This window comes from Rivularia sp. PCC 7116, assembly GCF_000316665.1.
GTDB lineage: Bacteria > Cyanobacteriota > Cyanobacteriia > Cyanobacteriales > Nostocaceae > Rivularia.
Genome location: NC_019678.1, coordinates 1677372 through 1698702, shown reverse-complemented (window position 1 = coordinate 1698702; position 21331 = coordinate 1677372). Strand labels below are relative to the sequence as shown.

The following is a 21331-nucleotide window of genomic DNA, read 5'->3' as shown; positions in this document are numbered from 1 at the left end:
TTTCAATTTGAAAGCAATCTACAGTTAATCTAATGACAAATAAGTCACGATATTCAACGATTGCTAGCCGATTTAAATGCTTTGATTTATTAGAACACTTACCGAGAAATCAAAGCTAAATATATTTAATACAAATCTTAGGACTTAGCCTTTATACTAATGGTTCCTTTGTGTCTGCATTTCTACAAACAGTTAGCTATAAAAACCACAATTAACTGCTTGAATCTTTAGACAGTCAGTAAACTGTTAGTAATTTTATAAGTCGTAGAACACGTAACTAATCGGTGTAATTTTATATTTTACTTTTCTTAGTATAAATAGAATCACATAAATTTTGCGTAAGGAATATTAAGTTTTGTTAAAGATATAAAATAATTTTACAAAATAATTATGAAGATAAAGTCTATCTCTACGTCAAATTTAGGTTTGCAAAGCCTTTCATTACAGAGCAAAATGCTGGGTAACACCCCTCATTACATTATGACTCATTTAATGTTATAGAATGAATCCTGTATTAACTTTAGTATCAAAACTGTGTGCCATTTTAAGCTTCAGCTTTTGTAAAAGCAAAGCAAAAGTGTTGAATTTAGTCTTCTTCGTTAATTCCAAAGGGTTGTAGAAACGCGCGCAATGCTACGTCTCTCAAGGATTCAAAGAAAACAAACCATTCAGAATTAATCAAAAGGAATCTAACAAAGTACTTAATAAAGCAGCTTTATATAAATACTTAAATTCTTACTGGAAAAGAGTTTAGAAAGATACAATAATTCGCCACATACTTATTGCTAAAATTGCAGAGGCTGAATGTTGCCATAGCAGACAGCGTAAAGGTTGGCGAGCTATTTTTTGCGTTAGGAATATTGTTAGCAAAGTTGAGAATATTAAAGTAGTACCCTGTAAAAAAGCAATGACTGCGGGATGAGCGACTAAAACTGGTAAAGATGCGCCATTTAATCCTACAGTGGCAAAAGTTACGGGCAATATACGCCCTGCTTCGTTTAAACCCAAACGTAAATAATGAGCTAAACTTCCACCTAAAATTAATGGTAGATAGCCATATGCAAGTTCTAGAAAAGGTTTCGGTTTAATTAAACTTTTGGTTTGAGCTTTAGTGTTATTGAGATAAGAATTGAAGCGGTAAAAAATTTGCATTAAACCGTAAGCAGCTAAAGGGATAGTTGCGGGTACTATTAATGCTAGTAAAGAAAACTCTGAATGCTGCCAAAAATTGTTTAAATCAAACTGTAATTTCATCGCTTGTTGAATTTCAGGTAAGCGATGCAGGTACACTCCGCCTAACAGCAAAAATAACAGCGCCACTTCATAACCATGCGGTACGTGAGTTGTCCATAACTCAATACCGGGAGGGCGTAAATTAAATTCAACCGAGCGATGGGGACAAGCTTTAAGACAAGTCATGCACAATACGCAGTCTTTATTATCTTCCAACTGTGCGGGATGAGAATATAAAGGACAGCCATTTGTTTCCATTCCTTCGCCTTTTTGCGGGCCACCTTTATAACATTGATAAGTGGTACAGGTAGCCGAACAAATACCTTGCTGCGCTCTTAATTCCGTCATTGACAATTTAGCAAACAAGCCATTCATGCCGCCGATAGGGCATAAATAGCGGCACCAAAATCTTCTTTCAAAGATGGCAGAGCAAATCATTGCTCCAGCCGTGATTAATAACAGCAAACAAGCACTTAAATAAGCAGTATTTTCTAAATCCCAGAGTTCTTCCCAGAGAAAAATTAAAGTAAACATGGCGAATAAAAACCATCCACCCCATTTTTCCGCTTCATGCCTCGGCCAAGATCGAAGTTTTCTTGGAAACAGCCACAAAGATAATTTTTGCGTAACTTCACCGTAAATCATAAACGGACAGAAAGCACACCAAATTCGACCTAAAAACGGGAAGAGAAGCAGGAAAAATGGCCACCACCAAGCCCAAAATAGATTTAAACCAAAATTTTTGTCCCTAGTTTGCGGACCAAGAAATAAAATACCAATAAGAACCGCAAAGACTATCAAAGTAAAACCATAATTAATGCGATCGGGATACCAAGAACTGCGAAGAAATTTTCTCAACCCCGGATAAGCATTTAATAAATTGAAGCGAAACCGTTTTTTCTTAGTATCAGCCGACCAAAATATTTCTTCAGTTAATTCTCCGGCTCCATCAGCTTGGACAATCGCCCTTTCTACCAAGCTTTTCAACTCTTTTAAATTACCGGGAAAATCATAAGACTGCAATCGACGTAAAGCTTCCGGCGTAACTTTCGGTTTGCGAATCCCTTCTTGACGACAGTAAAGACTAATATAATATTCAACTTGAGCTTTGATATCACCCTTCCGCACTCGCACCGGTGGAGCTTTGATAGTTTTATTGACAGCTTTCTTGATTAATGATTGAGATTGTTCTGAAATAATTAAAATGCGAGCTTGACTTTGATAAGATTCGGGTTCTGGTTGTCCCTCGCGAGTCACAGGTTTATAAGTACTAGTTTCGATAAACTCAGCCAACTTTGGTAATAACTCCGGAGGTGTTTCCTGGACATTATTTAAAACTAAAGTACCTTGTTCCAACCATGCAATTAACCCCGGTTTACCACCTACACGTCCAAATAAATCGGCACCGCTAGTCTGTAAAATACCGCAATCTACCTTAATAATTGGCTGTCGCCGAAAATCAGAACCAAAATGAATTAACGCAGCAATATTATCTTTTTCTAAACCAGGTTCGCCAAATATTAGTACAGATTCCCGAGTATCGGAAGCTTGACGAATTTGTTCTCGCAAACGCACCGCATAACGACTCGTTCCTACAACTCCTCTTTGTGCTTTAGTAACTAAATAAGGACGTAAAGCAATAGAGCGCTCCTGTTCGTAATTAAGAGCAGAAGTTAACTGAGCGACTTCTTGAGCTAATTCGCGAGAAACAGCAGTTTGAATTTGGGGATATTCGGCAATTAATTCCTGAAATTTCTCAGCAGGTACCACCCAAAAAACACATTCACTTAAAGTTGTAATCGAACATTTAGTTAATTCACCCAGCGTCAACTCTTGCAGATTAATTGCAGCACCAGGAAGTAAACCGCAATTAAGAGTAGGATTATTTTTGTCTTTACTATTACTTTCGAGTTTGCCTTCTAATAATATGTAGAGCGCTTCTGGTGGGGTTTCTTCTTCGACAAAACGTTGATTTTCTGGAATAACTTTTTCTTCGACGATTTGCGCGATCGCCTCTAAGGGTTCGGCTTCCAACATACCCAAAGCCGTGCGCTCTTGTAGCCAAATTAGTTTTTCGGAAGTATTCATATTCCCCTCTATGCTGGGAGTTTCAGCGGGTGGTTAGGCTGGATGGAAATTTGGTGAGTTAGCTGTTAATTATAATTACTTATAAAAAGCTCTTAGCATTAAAGTCGTTCGTGTAGTGTAATTTTGCAAAGAGAATTAATATTACTCCCTTGCTGCTCTAAAATTACCGAACAATTGTAGGCTATGCTGACGTTCAAACCAACCTAAGTATGTAGGCACAAATAAATCTATCCATGTAACGAAGTGCAAAATACCTACAACTCTTCCGATGAGCCGCAGCTTTGCTGGATACTTTGCTTTACTCCGTTATGTACGTAATAACGTAGTTAGGTTTTATCGTACTTATCTACTTACCTCATAGGTAATCTTTCACTGATGTTACAAATTGAAGATGAACTTGAACGAAAAACTTGATAAACTTGCTATAAACCCATGCACAGAAGAGTTTATTCCCCTCAGCGAAAGAGAAATTGAGCGGATTGAGACAAAATTAAAAGCAGTTTTTCCAGAAGACTATCGGCAGTTTCTTAGCACTTATGGAGAATGCGATTTTCAACAATACGCTGAGTACTCAACTGACGATGGAGGAATTTATCCTGGTACATTCTTTGGAAAAAACATAGAACAAGCAATTTCAGAATATAAGGAGAGACTTCCCGTCTTGATGATTCCAATTAATGAAGATGCAGCAAATAATTTGATTTGTCTCTCATTAAGAGAAGATGATTTTGGAGCAATCTATTTTCAGAATCATTCTGTTGGGTGGAATGATTCTGGTGACATTGAAAATTCAAAGCTTAAAAGTTGTTTTCGTTTTGCTGATAGCTTTTCAAGCTTTATCTGTGGATTAGAAATTCAGTAGATCCATTTTCAAAATTATCACTAATTACTTGTAATCAATAATTCGATGGTGCGTTACGGCAATATCAATATAATTCAAATTATCAAAGTTTTTAATGCCGTAACACACCCTTGTATATTAAGAGTGTGGTAGACCGTCACACCCAAATTCTAATCCGTCACCGCTCCCAAACTACTAGAAGAAACCAATTTAGCGTATTTAGCCAAAATTCCCTTCTTATAGCGAGGTTCTGGCGCTCTCCAATTGACGCGACGTTTGGCTATTTCATCATCAGAAACTTCTAATTGCAATAACCTCGCACTCGCATCAATAGTGATGTTATCTCCTTCTTCTACCAAAGCTATAGTTCCACCGACTGCGGCTTCTGGAGCTACGTGTCCGACTACCGTTCCGTAACTTCCCCCGGAAAAGCGTCCGTCGGTAATTAAACCAACCGAATCGCGTAAACCTGCTCCAACGATTGCGGCGGTAGGTGCTAACATTTCCCGCATTCCTGGACCACCTTTAGGTCCTTCGTAGCGAACTACAATCACATCACCGGCTTGAATTTTACCTGCAAGAATGGCATCTAAACATGATTCTTCCGATTCAAATACCCGTGCTGGACCAGTTATTTTTGGTGTTTTTACACCGCTAATTTTCGCGACTGCTCCTTCAGCAGCCAAATTGCCTTTGAGAATTGCTAAATGCCCTTGTTTATACATGGGATTATTCCAAGGACGAATCACATCTTGGTCGCTCCGTGGTTCTTCGGGTATATCTGCTAACAACTCGACGATGGTTTTACCAGTAATAGTTATACAGTCACCGTGTAATAAATCGTGAGCAAGAAGCATTTTCATCACTTGTGGAATGCCACCAGCTTTGTGTAAATCCGTAGCCACATACCTGCCGCTGGGTTTTAAATCGCACAATACGGGAACCCGAGCGCGGATAGTTTCAAAGTCATCAATGTTTAATTCCACACCAGCAGCATTGGCGATCGCCAAGAAGTGAAGTACCGCATTTGTGGAACCTCCAACCGCCATAACTATAGAAATAGCGTTTTCTATGGATTTACGAGTAATAATTTGACGCGGTAAAAGTTGTTTGCGTATGGCTTCCACCAATACAGTCGCCGATTCTTCGGTGCTGTCGGCTTTTTCTGCATCTTCCGCCGCCATTGTAGAGGAATAAGGCAAGCTCATACCCAAAGCTTCAAAAGCAGAAGACATGGTATTGGCAGTAAACATTCCACCGCATGAGCCTGCACCGGGGCAAGCATTCTTCTCGACTGCTAAAAGCTCTTTTTCTGGAAGATTACCAGCGCTATATTCTCCCACGGCTTCAAAAGCACTCACAACCGTTAAATCTTTAGCATCATAATGTCCGGGTTTAATCGTACCACCGTAAACAAAAATCGCCGGTATATTCATGCGAGCAATAGCAATCATCGCTCCCGGCATATTTTTATCACAGCCACCGATAGCCAGCACCCCATCCATACTTTGCCCGTTGCAAGCAGTTTCAATAGAATCGGCAATTACTTCTCGCGACACCAGGGAATACTTCATTCCCTCAGTTCCCATTGAAATACCATCGCTAATCGTGATAGTACCGAACATCTGCGGCATCGCTTGAGCATCGCGAACACCTTCCTCGGCTCTTTGCGCTAATATATTTATTCCCATATTGCAGGGAGTAATAGTACTAAAACTATTAGCAATCCCCACAATTGGCTTATTAAAATCCTTATCACCAAAACCAACCGCTCGCAACATCGCTCGATTTGGCGATCGCTGCATCCCTTGCGTTACAACTCGGCTTCTGAAATTGTCTGACATTTAGTGATTCCCCTCCGCGCCGTTGTTTATCATCGAAGCGCTGTTTAGCAGATTTTGTAGATTATCCCAAAATATCAGAAACTATTTACCGGCAGTAGTTAGGCAAAAAAAATTATTATTTGGGGATTGGGCATAGGGCATAGGGCATGGGGCATAGGAAAATAGTAATTGGTAATTGTAGGGTGCTGTGACGGTCACGATAAACTATCTTAATAATCAAACAATCTGCAAAATACCGTCACGCACCATATTCTAAAACTCAAACGATAAGAGTAAAAGCTTTTCTGATTCAATTTGATTTTTTTAACTAACTACGGAATAATACGTATCATAAATTTTACATTGATATTTTAATGGTAATTCACGAACCGGATTCGATTACTTTTGAAGGTGTAACTGGCGATCGCTATTGGTTTTACGAGCATTACCCTTATACCGGAGTAGCGGATATAGATGACCGATTAAGTGGATTTCCGGTAGCAGTATTTTTACCCAGCCATCGTCCTAGAGAGCATACACCTTTGGTAATTGGCTTACAGGGAATGTGTGCGCCTTATGGTTGGAATGCTTTTATTGTGCCAACGCTCACCCAAATGGGTATAGCTGTAGCTTTATTCGATACACCATTAGCTGGCGAACGCAGTTTAGTACGTACTTTTACGAGTATGGTGGACAAAGAAATAAAACCTTTGCTTGATAGAGGAATTCCTTTCGATACAGCAATGTTGTTATCAATGTTTCGTACCACCGCTAACAACATTGCTCAAGTTAGAGAATTTTGCAGTCATAAATACGGACTTTGGGATTCCAGAGTCGCATTATTTGGTGTGAGTATGGGAGTATTGTTTTCTACCTATGCTTTTAATGCAAATGGCATAGGGGAAAGACTTTTAGGAACTATTGGACATGGAGATCTAAAGTCTTTTGCTAAAAGTTGGGGATATTCTTTCCTGCCAGATATCGCGGCTTCACCCTTAAGTATAATTGCGGAATCAATTTTAAAAAGATTGCAACCAGATTTACAGCCTATGCTAAAAATTTTGCAATTAACCAAAAAATTAAAAAACGAAGAAGAATATGCTTTTGAATGCAATCCCATGAATTACGTTGAGTCAGTCAAATCACCGCGTCGAGTTCGCTTCTTAATTGGAAAAAACGACCCCCTTGTTAGCGTAAAACATACCCGTGCTTGCGCCAATAAATTTCCCGACGGTGATTTTTATGTAGTTCCTGGAATGGGGCACGGAACAAGACAATTTGGTCCGAATTTTGTCGATCATGTGCGCTACTTTTTATTTACCCAGTTGGAAGATTGGCAGGGTTGAATTGTGAAAGGGAAAGGGGGAAGAGGGGGGAAAGGGGGAAGAAAATTGGTAATTGGTAATTGGTAACTGTTAACTGCTCACTGCTCACTGTTAACTGACTTCCCAGCTAGCTTGGAAAAATTCTAATTCGCATGACATAGCATACCTATAAGCAGAGGCGACTGCTGCGGTGTTACTTCCATGAGTATCGAGAAGACTTGCTAATTGTTCCGTTAAAGGTTGAAAATCCGAACTGCTGTAAGTACGAATCCAATCTGCATACTGATGATTTGGAATACCGTTTTTTGCTAATTCCGTTCCCAAAAAAGCATATAAAGCCATACAGGGAGACATCGCAGCAGCAATTGAACCAATATCATCACTCCAAGCAGTTGCTAATAAAAAATCTGTATAGCGACGAGTTGCATTTCCCAGTTGTTGTACTTTTAAATCTACATTCCACTCGCGAGCGTAACCTTGGTGTAACTGTAATTCTTCCAATACTCCACCAGCTAAATTATGAAACGTGGTAAATACAGAAAAATCAGGAGCTTTAGCAGCAGCAATACTGTAAGCACGAGCAAAAGATTTCAAGAAAAAAGCATCTTGCCCTACATAATAAGCAAACTTCTGCCTCTCCAAACTTCCATCCGCAATTCCACATACAAAAGGATGCTCCAAACAACTTTGTGCTAAATCAAGATTCTCTTTCCAAAGTTCATCAGAAATCATAAATCAGCTAGGTCAAAAGTTAAAGGTTATGAATTAATTTTTCTACGCCCTCTCCCCACTCTACGCCCTCTACCCCCTCTGATTCTCCCACACCCAATCCCCCATGCCCAAGTTAAATTAAAACGGTAAAAACTGAAGCAAAACAGAACTGAGACTTCCGACAAAGTCCACGAAATCAGGTTTCGATGGACGTACTTTTCCCTCTTGGGGTGTTTGTATTTCTAGCATAAATGCTTGTGCTGTTTGCAATCCGGTAATATCTTTCTGTGATTTGAAAAGTTTTTTCGCAAATTGAGCATCTTGAAAAGCACCTTTGCTATCCAACATATGATAGCGAGCAATACCCCGAGCTAAGTAAGCCCCTGCATAATCTGGTTTAGCATTAATTGCTTGATTAAAGTATTGTGTTGCTTGCTGTAAATTACCTTTTTCTGCGGAAGCTACACCCCAAGCATAAAATTGTTCTGGCTTGGCAATTTGAGATGATATACCAGTTGCTCCTTGTAAATTAGCACTTTCTACTTCTATATCTGTTAACTTTGCATTTACAAGGTAAGTATTTCTTAAATCGGCACCCAACAAATTAACGCGACTGAGTTTTGCATTGCTTAAATTCGCACCAAATAACCCAGCACCGCTTAAATTCGCATCGCGCAAATCGGCACCACTTAAGTTTGCGCGGCTGAGATTTGCACCACTTAAATTCGCTCCACGTAAATCCGCTCCAGATAAATCCGACATTACCAAGCCCGCATTACTCAAATCGCAGTTTGGACATTGCTTGGTTGCTAGCAATTGCCTAACGTGTTGGGAATTTGCTGCTTGTGCTGCGGTGGTGAAACTAAAACTTGAAAGAAATACGATTGTAGCTATAGCGAATTGGTTTTTCATAGGTAGTCAATAAATAGTAATATGTTTTCTTGACTACCCAGCTTAACCTATAAAATATAATACTATTACAGTTGTTTTAATAAGTAAAAACTCTACCTACTAATATACCTAGCTTTAGTACCGAATATTTCAGGATTCAACAACCATAACAAGCGTAGGTTTAGTTTTGGTGCCTCTGCGCCACAAACCACATATTGTCATTTGGTATACTGACTTGAGCAGTTTGACTAAAAGAAAATAAACCCGTTTGCGTACATAATTGGAGAGTCAATGTTAAACTTATCGCTAGTAGAAGCTTCTCCCACATAATAATCCCCCTGAGCAAACTATAAACGTATCCGTATTTTTGCTTCAGTTATAACTCATACTTTTTCTAACTTAAGTGAGAACCGAATCAATATGAAGTGATGATGAAACATATATCGAGGTGATTTTAGTCTCAATTTAAGGTGATGTTCATCTTCTGAGTTTAATAAGAATTAGACGTAAATAGGATTTTCGACTTGAGATAACCCCGGTAAAACGGTTTTGTAAACTAAGTTCGTTACCAATGCACCCGCAAAAAAATCGCCAAGGCTTGCTTGTTATTCTTACTGCAATACTCACCGGAGCGGCTCTTTTAACTGGTGTGGGTATTTATTTAGCATTAAAAAGCGTTGATAAACCGTTTTCCTCATCAGACTCATCAAACTCATCAGATATCCCAATTTTACAGCCAGATATTTCACAAGTTCCGGTGGAAACAACTGCTCCCTCAACGATAGAGAAGTTTGCCCCTGAACAAAGTAAGGTAGAAATTACGGCACCATCTCAAGGCAAAATAAAACCTGGTAAGAACCTTGGCGGAGTCAACTGGCAAGGAAAAAACTTACGAAAAATGAATCTCAGTAATGTTAATTTAGGCGGTGCTAATTTAAAAAACGCCGATTTGAGTGGTGTGGATTTAAGCAGTGCCAATCTCAGTGGTGCCAATCTCAGTGGTGCCAATTTAAAAAAAACTAATTTGAGCAACGCTGACTTAAGAGGTGCAAATCTGACTAATGCAAACCTGCAGCTTGCTGACATCAACGGCGCTTTGTTAGATGGTGCCAATCTCAATGGTGCGGTAATGCCTTAAGAAAAGTATCGCAGTGCTTGTTTTATTGATGTGTGTCGTAGAAACCAAAAAGCTTTTCCCTTCTCTCCCCTCTCCCCTCTCAAAGAAAATTTTTTGAAACAGACTAGCAATTACCGCTTATATCTCTTGATAGAGATGAATAATGTTCCAACAGATTGATGAATAATTCGTTATTAAATGTGGAAATAAAGTAAGCAGGTACTAATAAAACATTTTTTGCCAACAAAGTAAATGCATTGTTTGTCAGCATCTGATAACTCATACCCTATAAAAAAGACTTTTGCCCAGCCTAAGCATGAAAGTAACAATAAATTAACAAATAAGTGTTTTTTCTCGAAGATTACAGTAAATATGGTGATGGGTGGGTGTAGCCCTTGCAGTAGCTCGCAGGGAAATAAAAATCTGAAATATAGTATTTACCTAACCTCAGCCAATAAAGTTAGATATCTCTTATAAAGAAGCTGATATCACAGCACTAAAAATCTTAAACTGTTAATGAAATAGCAGAAATCTTGTCAAATTTACCAAAGTAAGGAGAAACAAATGGAGACTGAATATAAAGAGCCGCAACAAGTTAATACAGCTTTACAAAACGAAATGCCAGCCTTGGATGGTACTAACCCGCAAACTTTAGCCAAGTTGCCACCTGCTGAGACTTCTGAAAACCAATTGAATATGATTGGCGCAAAAATTTCTCAATTCTTAGCAGAGATTCCCCAAGATTTAAATAAGCTTTACAGTGCGTACAAGACACCGATTATCGGACTTGCAGTATTTTTGGCATCCTTTGTTGCTTTAAAAGTAGTGCTAGCAATGCTTGCTGCGATAAACGATATTCCTTTGGTATCCCCCGTGTTTGAGTTGATTGGAATTGGATATACTGGTTGGTTTACATTCCGCTACCTACTTAAAGCACCAACTAGAAAAGAATTAGCCACTGAAATCGAGTCATTTAAGAAGCAAATTGCAGGTAACAGTACAACCGAGTCTTTGAACTAAGTTTGTGAGATTTTCTTTAGAAAATTATTAATTATTGTGGTAATTCCGAAAACCCGGTTTCTTCAAGAAGCCGGTTTTTTGTTTAAGTTATCAATAGCCCCAACAAGCGCAATTTGTTTTTAGGGGAGACAAAACGCAGTGTAGATTAACTTCGGGGCGTTGGTTGTCTAATAGTGGTTTTAAGTGCCGGATACCTTTTATTTAACAAACTTGACTATAGGTAATTCATCCTTTAGATAAAATAATTTTTGCTTATGATTATATCTAGCGAGAGAGAAAAAAGGATTGCTGTTTGAGCTAAGCCACTTCTGAGGATAGTATGCTTATTGCTGTCTGTTAACTTAATCTATTTATAGCGTTTGATTAATAAATTCTTTAATTGAGGATTGAGAAAAATGGCAGATAAAAATCAAGGCATAGATTCTTCTAAGCGCGTTGAAGGAGAAAAATACGATCGCGGTATTGTTCCTGCTGAGACTGCCGCTCGTAGAGAAAGAGAGAAAGGTAATTATAAACAGACTCCCTCCAAAGAGGAAGATCAAAGTTTAGATACCACTGAAGGTTATACTGTAGACAAAGAAGGGTTGGTAAATAATTACGCAGTTGAGCCGGAAATGTACTACGAAGAACCCGGTGATGCCAAGCAACAACAAGAAAAAGAAGCTGCACAACGTGCACAAGAACTTGAAGAAGTTAATGAAGATAAAGAAGGCGATTTAACAATGGAAGCTGATACTCGTGGTAAAGGACCAGGAGTAATCTAATTCGCTTTAAAGATTTGAAAGCAATCAAAAGTCAAAATTCAAAAAAATCATCCAGCTTTTTGATTTTTCACTTTTGATTTACTCTGCTTAAATTTGAAACAAATAGTTAATATTAAACCTCAGAAACCCGGTATCTTAAAGAAATCGGGTTTCTATATTTATGTATCATTGATAAATAATTCAGTTTAAATTGTAAATGATTCTATTTTTGGTTGATACCATTGACGTTGATATCGTTCTGCAACTAAAGGTTTAACTACGAACTTTGGCGGAGAACCTTCTTTAACATCAATCCTAAGTCCTGAATAAGGTCTTCTTTTATTAGAACCAGAACCATTACGACCTATAAACAGATGCGATCGCGCTACTGACTTAGATTCTGTTTTGCCCTTTGCTGAGTTACTTTCCCATAAATCGGCTCCTTCTGGGCGCTGTCGTCGTAAACTATGCCCACTACCTCCGCAAACAATCCAGTTGGTGTTGGAGTCTGCGTTACCTGTATCTAATGTTTCTATGTGTTCCATACAGTGGGCATGTCCGTTCAAAACTAAATCCACGATAGGACGACCTTGAGTTAAATATTTTACCTGGCCAGCAACTGCATTAAGAACGTGTCGGATGCGGCTGCGAACTGCAAGAGTCTGTGCTTGTTCCCATTTTGTGGCTTCAGTGACATAGGGAGGATGATGAAAATAAACTACTCGTCCCCGCACTTCTGATGAATTCCAAGATTCAATTAAACGCTGCTTGAACCATTCGAGTTGTTCGGTATCGGTAACTGGTTTTTTAGAGCTATCTAATTGCTTGTTAATATCAACAATCATCTCCTCGATTTGTGACAGCTTGGACTGTAAGTCATCAATTTGTTCTGCATCTTTAGCATCATCGGGATTTAATTTGTTAGAAATATCTCTTATTTCTTCTTGTTCTTGCTCCAATTCATCGCGTCTTTTTTGCAATAATGAGCGATAAGCTTGACCTTCTTTTGTTTCCGGTAAAGGAAGCGGATCGTTAATAGTATTGGAATCTAAAGCAAAAAAATCTATCCCACCGTAACGAAAGGTATAGTAACGATTGGGAAGACGGGTAAATTCCCCCGGTACGTAGCGAAGACATCTTCCTGCATCTGTTTTAGCTGTATAGTATTCGTCTAAATGACGCGCTAACTCACCTGGAAACTTAAATTTGCTCAAATAATCTAAAAACGCTCGTGCAAACGCATCACCTTTATGAGAGCCGTGTCTACCAACTTCAATATCTAATTTTGAGGGGATAAGGCGACGAAATGGTAAAGTGGTTGCCGATATCAAACCAAATATTATTGGCAAGTCATAATAATCATGGTTTCCTAAAACGGGCAAAATAGGCAGTTTGAAAACCATTTCATCATAAGCAATTTTTTTGTAATCTTCGCCACCTAAAATAGCTTCTCGATAAGGTTTAATAAAATTTTTGGAATAGTATTCGCTAGAACCTACTTGATAAACAACATCACCCGTATGCAGCATAAACCGACAATCATCATAATGGGGTAGCATTAGTTCCGCTACTCTCCTCATGGGGCTATGTCCCCGGTGGGAACCCGTACCGCTATCACCTACTACTAGAAAAGAAAATTCTACATCCGAGGCTTTACCATCATCTATAAATAAACTTGTTTGGTCGATATTTCGTTCAACGATAGCGGTATCTTTCCACCGAATCCGCTGTTTCATCTTACGAATCTTTTCGGTTGTCGTAGGTTCTGATACTAATTTCAATGCTATTTTCTCCTAGATTCGCAACTTGCATTTTGTGTAATCTTTGTTTTACTGAATTACTAATATCTTCTTTTATGAGAATATTTTCTTCTTTCTCTAGTTGGGTTTATTCTTTATCGAATTTAAGTCTGTTGGATAACAAAATTTTTACTGTCATAGTAGAAATACTCTCTAAAGCGCTTTCACTGCTGATTATTTAAAAATATTATATAAGAGCTGATACATTAAGTTTATACACATATTATTTTAGCTATTGAACTTATTAAAACCAGATTTACTAAATTTTTTTCATTCAAACAACTTAATTCTCTATTTACAAATGCACTAATATAGCAGTTTTCGGTTGAATAGAATACACCCCTCTACTGGCGGAAGGAGAGGGGAAGGGGGTGAGGTTTCTTAAACTGTATTGCACTCAAATGAAAAGCACTAATAGTTAAAAACTACAAGTAGAAACCACATGCTTCTCCCTACAAGAAGAGAAGCTGATTATCCCATTGCCGCTTTCGGGAAGAGTGCAGTTAGCTTTGTAGGATTTAAAAGTACACTTTAGTACTTCTGAAAGCATCTTTTCAGATAATTTGAATTATTTATTCCTTTATTTTTATTCGCTTAATAAATAAAAATACTATTGTTTGACTCAATTGCTATTGCCCTGGGATTGAAAATCCCTGTCTTGTGGCTGAAGTGATTCTATGAAAATACGATTTAAAAAATATTTTGAGCTAGGGAGCATCCCAATTTTGAACAAATATTTTATCCAACACCCTATAAGGGTGCGGCTATATAAACAAAGCCCACCTTCGTGGGCTAAAAAACGTTGAAGCCCACGAAGGTGGGCTTTGTAATATTAGCCCCAGACTTATAGTCTGAGGGCTTTTTGCAAAATTGGGATGCTCCCTTGAGCTAGGCTGATGTGCCGCTAGATTGTATAACAGGAAAAGTAAAAATTTTTGTAGCGCCAGTAGAACAGCCAGCCTGCTGCATCTAAATAAAATACGCAACAGCTTATCAAGCTAGATATTAGCAGCGTAAATAAATTTTGCTTATATCTATTAAATTAAAATATCTAATTAGTTGTCACCAAATAAAAAATAAAATATTGACCGCAAAAAATTAATTATTCTTTATAATTTTGCAATTTATTTTTCCCTCCATTCTACCAGAAATCAAAACAAAAACTTTCTTCTGAGATGTGATTTTTAGTGTATCTACATTTTGCTGCTAAATTTTTAACAAAAGTTAGTAAAGTAATGTTAAAAAATGCCTCAATTTACTTGACCTAGACTAGGTAAATGAATTCTTAGAGTCTCTAACTAAGGTAGTCTATATAAGGAATATATCTCCTCCTAACCACAAATTGGTTTATGACATCAGTTGTTTCGAGTTCTATCACAACTATTCGCATCGGTTCTCGTAAAAGCCAGCTCGCTCTTATCCAGACCTACTGGGTAAAGGAACAACTTTCTAAGAAGTTTCCTGATATCAAGTTTGAAGTTCACACCATGTCTACTAAGGGTGACAAAATCTTGGACGTGGCTTTAGCGAAGATTGGTGACAAAGCATTATTCACCAAAGAACTGGAATTGGGAATGATGAATCGGGAGATTGACTTTGCAGTTCATTCTCTGAAGGATTTACCTACTCGTTTACCAGAAGGATTGGGTTTAGCGGCAATTAGCGAAAGAGAAAACCCAGCAGATGCTTTGGTTGTACATGAAAAGCACAAAGACAAGCAGATCGAAACTTTGCCTAAAGGCGCAGTTATTGGTACATCTTCCCTGCGACGCTTAGCACAGTTGCGGCATCATTTTCCTCACTTTGAGTTCAAAGATGTACGCGGTAACTTAAATACCCGTCTTGCCAAACTAGACTCCGGAGAATACGACGCTTTAATCTTGGCAGCAGCAGGTTTGGGACGCTTGGGAATGGCAGAGCGCATACATCAAGTTATTCCCAAGGAAATATCCCTTCATGCAGTCGGACAAGGTGCATTGGGCATAGAATGTCTTTCCGACAACGAACAACTGATATCCTTGCTCAAAGAAGCAATCGAGCATCCTCAAACTCGCGATCGCTGTCTTGCAGAAAGAGCTTTTCTAAGGGATTTAGAAGGCGGTTGTCAAGTACCTATCGGGGTAAATACCGAAATTAACGGCGACGAATTGACCATGACGGGGATAGTTGCCAGTATCGATGGTACAAAGCGCGTTCAAGACACTGTAACTGGTTCTTTGTCCGATCCAGAAAAATTAGGAAGCGAACTAGCACAGCGTTTGCGCGAACAAGGAGCGCAGGAAATCTTGGATGAGATTTTCGCTACTCTTGAACGCGGGTAATCGGTTAACAGTTAACAGTGGGCAGGCAACCGGCGAATTAATATCTACCTATGCCTTTCAGGCACGCTCCGCGAACGAGAGACGGTATGTCATTGCGGACAAAATCTGCTTGCACGGGTTAACGATCATCTCAAATAAGTCCACTAAGGTGGACTTTGCCCGTGTAGCCGCAGTCTTGGCAGCGTACTTGGAGGTCATATTAAATCGCCTGGTAAAGATTAACAACTAACAGCTAACAACTATCAACCAACAACTGATAATTTATAACTGACAACTGATAACTGATAACTGAAATGCGGATTCTATTTGTGGCAGCTGAAGCGGCTCCAGTAGCCAAAGTTGGCGGCATGGGTGATGTTGTGGGTGCATTGCCGAAGATTTTGCGGAAAATGGGGCATGATGTGCGTATTCTCATGCCTTACTATGGTTTTTTACCAGACAAAATGGAAATTCCCGAAGATCCAGTTTGGAAGGGAAATGCCATGTTCAATGATTTTGCGGTTTACGAATCGGTGCTTCCTACTACTGATGTTCCTTTGTATTTATTTGGGCATCCGGCTTTCGATCCGCGCAAAGTTTATGGTGGTGACGATGAAGATTGGCGCTTCACTTTCTTTGCTAATGGTGCTGCTGAGTTTATCTGGAATTACTGGAAACCCGAGATAGTTCACTGTCACGATTGGCATACGGGGATGCTTCCGGTATGGCTGCATCAATCTCCTGATATTAGTACCGTATTTACAATTCATAATTTAGCTTATCAAGGTCCTTGGTACTGGTATTTAGAGAAAATTACCTGGTGTCCGTGGTACATGCAGGGGCACAATACGATGGCTGCTGCGGTACAGTTTGCTGATAAAGTAACTACAGTTTCTCCAACTTATGCCGAGCAAATCAAAACTGCTGATTATGGCGAAACATTGGAAGGATTGCTGTCATTTATTAGCGGTAAGTTATCGGGTATTGTCAATGGTATAGATACCGAAGTTTACGACCCACAAACAGATAAATATATTGGTGAAAAATTCACTAGTGAAACTTTAGATAAACGCAAGCCGAATAAAATCGCTTTACAAGAAGAATTAGGATTAGAAGTTAACAGCAATGCCTTTTTAGTTGGGATGGTATCCCGTTTAGTGGAACAGAAAGGCATTGATTTAATGATGCAGGTTCTTGATAAGTTTTTATCCTACACAGATGCTCAGTTTATAGTTTTGGGTACGGGAGACAGAAATTACGAAACCCAGCTATGGCAAATGGCATCTCGTTTTCCCGGACGGATGGCGAGCTATATCTTATACAACGATGCATTAGCTCGTCGTATTTACGCCGGAAGCGATGCATTCTTAATGCCGAGTCGTTTTGAACCCTGCGGTATCAGTCAAATGCTAGCAATGCGCTACGGTTGCGTGCCAATTGTCCGCCGCACAGGAGGACTAGTAGATACAGTATCTCATCACGATCCAGTAAATCATACAGGAACGGGTTATTGCTTCGACCGTTACGAAGCCTTAGACCAGTACACCTGCATGGTACGCGCTTGGGAAGGCTTTCGCTTCAAGCCGCAATGGCAAGAATTACAAAAACGGGGTATGAGTCAGAATTTCAGTTGGGAGCTTTCAGCTAAAAAGTATGTAAGTTTGTATAAGTCGATGTTGGGTTTACCAGAAGAAGAGAAGAAGGAAGAAGTGGCTGTGAAGAGTTAAAACTACCCATTCTCCTCTCCTTGTTAAGGCTATCGTGTATACAGAAGTCTTAAAATCCTAACTAGAAGCGAGTTCTCAACTATGAGTTAAATAGCTCGAAGCCTTGTCATTGCCAGGAGGAACGAAGTTAGTGGAGCGTGTGCATTAGGACATAGAAATCCCAGCCTCTTGCAACGATCCACACCCTTGAGGTGAATGCTTCGCACAGCGAACAATGACAATTTGACGGGCTTGAAATCCTTGAAATCTATGCCAAGAGTACTTGTATGTACACCGTAGCCTTGGTAAGCATAGGTGTGTGCAATCAATAAGGTTTGCAAACCCTCAGCTAATAGTTTAAGTCCTCTAAAAGAGGACTAGTTAATTTTCAGCCCATTTCAATAGATTTGGGCTGTTTTTTTGATTGACTTTGATGTTGAACCTATGAACTAAGGCTTGGAGGCTCTTAAATGGTGCTGTTCAGTCCTATTTATCTTGAAATTAAAAGCAATTTGATTGTTTTCGCCAGCCTATAAATGCTAATCCAAAATTGAATGTGGAATTTATCTACATAATCAATAACGGTTAATTGAAGAATTAATCATTTTAAGTAGATAAATAGTAAAGCCTAAGTATTTTCTCTGAAAATTATATCAACTAAAAAGCATATGGCATGACTTAATAGTTGATTGAGTTATCCGTATTTTTTCTAATTATTTTTCTTTTAATAAAGATTAGTCTAAACCCCTACCCATTTCAAAAATATTTTGTCACACTTAGTAATTAGTTATGGAGTGAAGACAACACTGCTAAAGCTGAATATTGTTTAATGAATAAGTTTGAGAAAAGTTAGTTGATGTTAAGCTCAATTATTTTAATAAGCCTTCTGAGCTTGTAATCTTTTAAGAGCTAAAATATTTGCATTTCATTCGGTAAGTATTGAGTTTATTAGAAGAGCGTGTCAGGGATTAGTGCAAATACCATCTTTAATCAAAGAATATTGTACCTTGACCTTAGAGAATTAAAATGAAAGAAGTTTTAGAACTAATTGAGAAGAGAAATAAAGAATTTGCACAGCTTCCATTTTTTCAGTTCTTGCGAGATAAAAGCATACATCCTAGACAAAGATTAGTTTGGGTTCCTTGTGTAATTCCGCTAATAATGAGTGTAAAGGATTTAAATAACTGTATCCTACGAAAGGAACCAACTACAGATCCAATTCAAAAGATGATTAATTTTCATAGTTATGAAGATGGTCGTCATTGGAAGTGGTTTCTTACAGATTTAGAAAGATTAGGTTTAGATTCTTCTTTAAAGTTAAGTGATACTTTGAGGTTTTTATGGGGTGAAGAGACACAAACAGCACGCTTACTTGCTTATAACTTAGTTGCAAGTACTCTCAATGCTAGTACAGCTATAAAATTAGTTGCGATTGAAACTGTAGAAGCAACAGGAATTGTGGCTTTTTCTGCATTTGCAGAAGTGGGTCAAGAACTTGAACAAATTACTCAAAAGCGAAATCGTTATTTTTCAGCGTCTCATCTTGCTGTAGAAACAGGTCATGTGTTTGCTGGGATGGATAATATGGAGCAGCTTTTAGAACATGTTCAACTGACTGATGATGAGAAAGCAAAAGCTATACATATAGTTGAAACTGTTTATACAACTTTTTCTGAATTAGTTAACAACTTGATGAAATATGCTCAAAATAACTATTTTGAACAGCCATTTTTAAAGGCTACTCCTTTAGAGGAACCTTTAGTGAATAATTAATCAGTAATTTAATAAATATTAAGTTGAATCTTTTTCAGGAATAGCTAGCAATAATCCAAACAAATACCTTAATTTATATATCCTGTATTCTATAATTGTAACTTTTATACAGGATTATTTTTATCTTTAAAGTAATTATTTAACAAAATACAAAATAGTATAAAATGAATTATAAAAAAGAATTTGATTATTTAATTATTGGTGCTGGTCCTGCTGGATTGCAACTAGGTTATTTTCTTGAAAAGGCTAATCGTGATTATCTCATATTAGAAGCAGGAGAAAAACCAGGAACTTTCTTTAAAAAGTATCCTATACACCGTAAACTTATTTCCATTAATAAAGTTTATACAGGGTATGATAATCCAGAAATTAACTTAAGATGGGACTGGAATTCTTTACTAAGTGACAGTGAAGAAATGCTATTTAAAAATTATAGTAAACGATATTTTCCTAATGCTGATAGATTAGTCGAATATCTGAATGATTTTGCAAATCATTTTAATATCAAAATTAGCTATGATACTAAGATAGTCAAAATCTCTAAAGATGATAATTTTAGATTAGTAGACGCTAATGGGAATACTTTTACATGTAAGCGCTTGATTATTGCTACAGGTTTTACAAAACCTTACGTTCCTGCAATTCCTGGTATTGAATTAGCCGAGAACTATACAGAAATTTCTGTTAATCCAGAAGATTTTATCAATGAGAAAGTATTAATTATAGGAAAAGGTAATTCAGGGTTTGAAACTGCTGATGCTTTAGTTGATACAACCGCCCAAATTCATTTAGCTAGTCCTAGTCCTGTAAAAATGGCATGGGAAACTAAGTATGTAGGACATTTAAGAGCGGTAAATAACAATATATTAGATACTTATCAACTAAAATCTCAAAATGTTGTCATTGATGCAACTATTGATAATATTAAACGTGAGAACAATAAGTTTGTAGTATCTTTTAGCTATGCACATGCACATCAAGAAAAAGAAAGCTTAATTTATGACCGCATAATTGTATGTGCTGGGTGGCGCTTTGATGCTTCCATTTTTGATGAAAGTTGTAAGCCCCAATTGACAATTAATAACCGTTTCCCAGAACAAACATCAGAATGGGAATCAAGTAATATTAAAGACTTGTATTTTGCTGGAGTGTTGATGCATATGCGAGATTTCAAGAAAAAACAATCCGGCTTTATTCATGGATTTCGCCACAATATTCGTGCTTTACATCATATATTAGACAAGAAATATGAAAATCATAATTTACCATGTAAGACTATTAGTTTGACTCCAGACAAAATCGTTAATGAAATTATCGAGCGCATCAATATAAGTGCGGGTTTATGGCAACAAACTGGTTTCTTATGCGATGTAATTGTAATATTAGATGATAATAAATATGCTCAATACTACCAAGAACTTCCTACTGATTATGTGCATGACAGTGAATTAGGTAACAATAATCATTATTACACTATTAGTTTAGAGTTTGGCTTAGATATCTTTAAAGCTAATAAAAACCCTTTTGCAATAGAGCGCATACATAAAGAAAATACAGAAGCAGCACAGGAAAGTGCATTTATTCACCCAATTGTTCGCCGTTTTTCTAAAGGTAAGCTAATCGCAGAACACCATATCATAGAGGATTTAGCGAGTGAATGGTTAGAAGATGTACATATACAGCCATTATTGAAATTCTTGAACTCGCAATTAATATATTGTTCTAAACCTAGTTTGCCACAAATGATTTTAGCTTTACCTAAGTATGAAGAAATAACTCAAGCAAGCATTAATTAAACAATTTTGATTTTGTTCAAAAATTATTGAAACATTAAAGCGGGCAATCAGTTATTTATAAGTCTAAGTCGGCAGGATTTATTTTTATATTCATAAACTTTTAGTTTAGGATTATTATTTTTTAGTTTAGAACACATATAAAAATTTTGCTCTAGTTGACAATAT

Annotated in this window: 14 protein-coding genes; 9 read left to right on the top strand and 5 right to left on the bottom strand. The window is 37.8% G+C overall.

Annotated features, from left to right (window positions below; translation table 11 throughout):
• Positions 1 to 750: 750 nt before the first annotated feature.
• Positions 751 to 3321, bottom strand: a complete 2571-nt coding sequence (locus RIV7116_RS06445; RefSeq protein ID WP_015117472.1) for a sigma 54-interacting transcriptional regulator — start codon at positions 3319 to 3321, stop codon at positions 751 to 753.
• Positions 3322 to 3712: 391 nt separating this feature from the next.
• Here RIV7116_RS06445 and RIV7116_RS06440 point away from each other — a divergent pair, with 391 nt between their 5' ends.
• Positions 3713 to 4183: an SMI1/KNR4 family protein gene (locus tag RIV7116_RS06440; protein WP_015117471.1), complete on the top strand. Its 471-nt coding sequence runs from the start codon at positions 3713 to 3715 to the stop codon at positions 4181 to 4183.
• Between the two features lie 149 nt (positions 4184 to 4332).
• Here RIV7116_RS06440 and ilvD read toward each other — a convergent pair whose 3' ends face one another.
• Positions 4333 to 6006: a dihydroxy-acid dehydratase gene (gene ilvD, locus RIV7116_RS06435; protein ID WP_015117470.1), complete on the bottom strand. Its 1674-nt coding sequence runs from the start codon at positions 6004 to 6006 to the stop codon at positions 4333 to 4335.
• A 353-nt stretch (positions 6007 to 6359) separates the two neighbouring features.
• On the opposite strand from ilvD, the gene RIV7116_RS06430 reads away from it, so the two are divergent.
• A complete protein-coding gene (locus RIV7116_RS06430; protein ID WP_015117469.1) occupies positions 6360 to 7331 on the top strand; it encodes a hypothetical protein in 972 nt (323 codons plus the stop codon).
• A gap of 90 nt (positions 7332 to 7421) precedes the next feature.
• Here RIV7116_RS06430 and RIV7116_RS06425 read toward each other — a convergent pair whose 3' ends face one another.
• The gene (locus RIV7116_RS06425) at positions 7422 to 8042 is read right to left on the bottom strand and encodes a TenA family protein (RefSeq protein ID WP_015117468.1); all 621 of its coding nucleotides are present in this window, start codon (positions 8040 to 8042) and stop codon (positions 7422 to 7424) included.
• Between the two features lie 117 nt (positions 8043 to 8159).
• Positions 8160 to 8933 (bottom strand): pentapeptide repeat-containing protein, encoded by a 774-nt coding sequence (locus RIV7116_RS06420; protein ID WP_015117467.1) that lies wholly within the window; start codon positions 8931 to 8933, stop codon positions 8160 to 8162.
• A 550-nt stretch (positions 8934 to 9483) separates the two neighbouring features.
• Between RIV7116_RS06420 and RIV7116_RS06415 the strand changes: the two genes are divergently transcribed.
• The 3 genes from RIV7116_RS06415 to RIV7116_RS06405 all read left to right on the top strand — a co-directional run bounded on the left by RIV7116_RS06415 (position 9484) and on the right by RIV7116_RS06405 (position 11813).
• Complete coding sequence (locus RIV7116_RS06415) at positions 9484 to 10050, top strand: pentapeptide repeat-containing protein (RefSeq protein ID WP_015117466.1); 567 nt, start codon at positions 9484 to 9486, stop codon at positions 10048 to 10050.
• A gap of 543 nt (positions 10051 to 10593) precedes the next feature.
• Positions 10594 to 11049, top strand: coding sequence for a CAAD domain-containing protein (locus RIV7116_RS06410; protein WP_015117465.1), 456 nt, complete (start codon positions 10594 to 10596; stop codon positions 11047 to 11049).
• 395 nt (positions 11050 to 11444) lie between these two features.
• Complete coding sequence (locus tag RIV7116_RS06405) at positions 11445 to 11813, top strand: hypothetical protein (RefSeq protein ID WP_015117464.1); 369 nt, start codon at positions 11445 to 11447, stop codon at positions 11811 to 11813.
• 185 nt (positions 11814 to 11998) lie between these two features.
• Here the strand turns inward: RIV7116_RS06405 and RIV7116_RS06400 are convergent, their stop codons facing one another.
• Positions 11999 to 13573 (bottom strand): metallophosphoesterase, encoded by a 1575-nt coding sequence (locus RIV7116_RS06400; RefSeq protein ID WP_015117463.1) that lies wholly within the window; start codon positions 13571 to 13573, stop codon positions 11999 to 12001.
• 1367 nt (positions 13574 to 14940) lie between these two features.
• Here RIV7116_RS06400 and hemC point away from each other — a divergent pair.
• The 4 genes from hemC (at position 14941) to RIV7116_RS06380 (ending at position 21166) form a co-directional block, all read left to right on the top strand.
• Positions 14941 to 15912 carry a hydroxymethylbilane synthase gene (gene hemC, locus RIV7116_RS06395; RefSeq protein ID WP_015117462.1) on the top strand — a complete coding sequence of 324 codons (972 nt, stop codon included), beginning with the start codon at positions 14941 to 14943 and terminating at the stop codon, positions 15910 to 15912.
• 293 nt (positions 15913 to 16205) lie between these two features.
• Complete coding sequence (glgA, locus tag RIV7116_RS06390; RefSeq protein ID WP_015117461.1) at positions 16206 to 17618, top strand: glycogen synthase GlgA; 1413 nt, start codon at positions 16206 to 16208, stop codon at positions 17616 to 17618.
• A gap of 1005 nt (positions 17619 to 18623) precedes the next feature.
• Complete coding sequence (locus RIV7116_RS06385) at positions 18624 to 19370, top strand: hypothetical protein (RefSeq protein ID WP_015117460.1); 747 nt, start codon at positions 18624 to 18626, stop codon at positions 19368 to 19370.
• Between the two features lie 164 nt (positions 19371 to 19534).
• A complete protein-coding gene (locus RIV7116_RS06380; RefSeq protein ID WP_015117459.1) occupies positions 19535 to 21166 on the top strand; it encodes an NAD(P)-binding domain-containing protein in 1632 nt (543 codons plus the stop codon).
• Positions 21167 to 21331 lie beyond the last annotated feature (165 nt).

Excerpts from the sequence above, each read along its gene's own strand:
- RIV7116_RS06445 (WP_015117472.1), bottom strand. The coding sequence starts at position 3,321 with ATGAATACTTCCGAAAAACTAATTTGGCTACAAGAGCGCACGGCTTTG.
- RIV7116_RS06440 (WP_015117471.1), top strand. The coding sequence starts at position 3,713 with ATGAACTTGAACGAAAAACTTGATAAACTTGCTATAAACCCATGCACA.
- ilvD (WP_015117470.1), bottom strand. The coding sequence starts at position 6,006 with ATGTCAGACAATTTCAGAAGCCGAGTTGTAACGCAAGGGATGCAGCGA.
- RIV7116_RS06430 (WP_015117469.1), top strand. The coding sequence starts at position 6,360 with ATGGTAATTCACGAACCGGATTCGATTACTTTTGAAGGTGTAACTGGC.
- RIV7116_RS06425 (WP_015117468.1), bottom strand. The coding sequence starts at position 8,042 with ATGATTTCTGATGAACTTTGGAAAGAGAATCTTGATTTAGCACAAAGT.
- RIV7116_RS06420 (WP_015117467.1), bottom strand. The coding sequence starts at position 8,933 with ATGAAAAACCAATTCGCTATAGCTACAATCGTATTTCTTTCAAGTTTT.
- RIV7116_RS06415 (WP_015117466.1), top strand. The coding sequence starts at position 9,484 with ATGCACCCGCAAAAAAATCGCCAAGGCTTGCTTGTTATTCTTACTGCA.
- RIV7116_RS06410 (WP_015117465.1), top strand. The coding sequence starts at position 10,594 with ATGGAGACTGAATATAAAGAGCCGCAACAAGTTAATACAGCTTTACAA.
- RIV7116_RS06405 (WP_015117464.1), top strand. The coding sequence starts at position 11,445 with ATGGCAGATAAAAATCAAGGCATAGATTCTTCTAAGCGCGTTGAAGGA.
- hemC (WP_015117462.1), top strand. The coding sequence starts at position 14,941 with ATGACATCAGTTGTTTCGAGTTCTATCACAACTATTCGCATCGGTTCT.
- glgA (WP_015117461.1), top strand. The coding sequence starts at position 16,206 with ATGCGGATTCTATTTGTGGCAGCTGAAGCGGCTCCAGTAGCCAAAGTT.
- RIV7116_RS06385 (WP_015117460.1), top strand. The coding sequence starts at position 18,624 with ATGAAAGAAGTTTTAGAACTAATTGAGAAGAGAAATAAAGAATTTGCA.
- RIV7116_RS06380 (WP_015117459.1), top strand. The coding sequence starts at position 19,535 with ATGAATTATAAAAAAGAATTTGATTATTTAATTATTGGTGCTGGTCCT.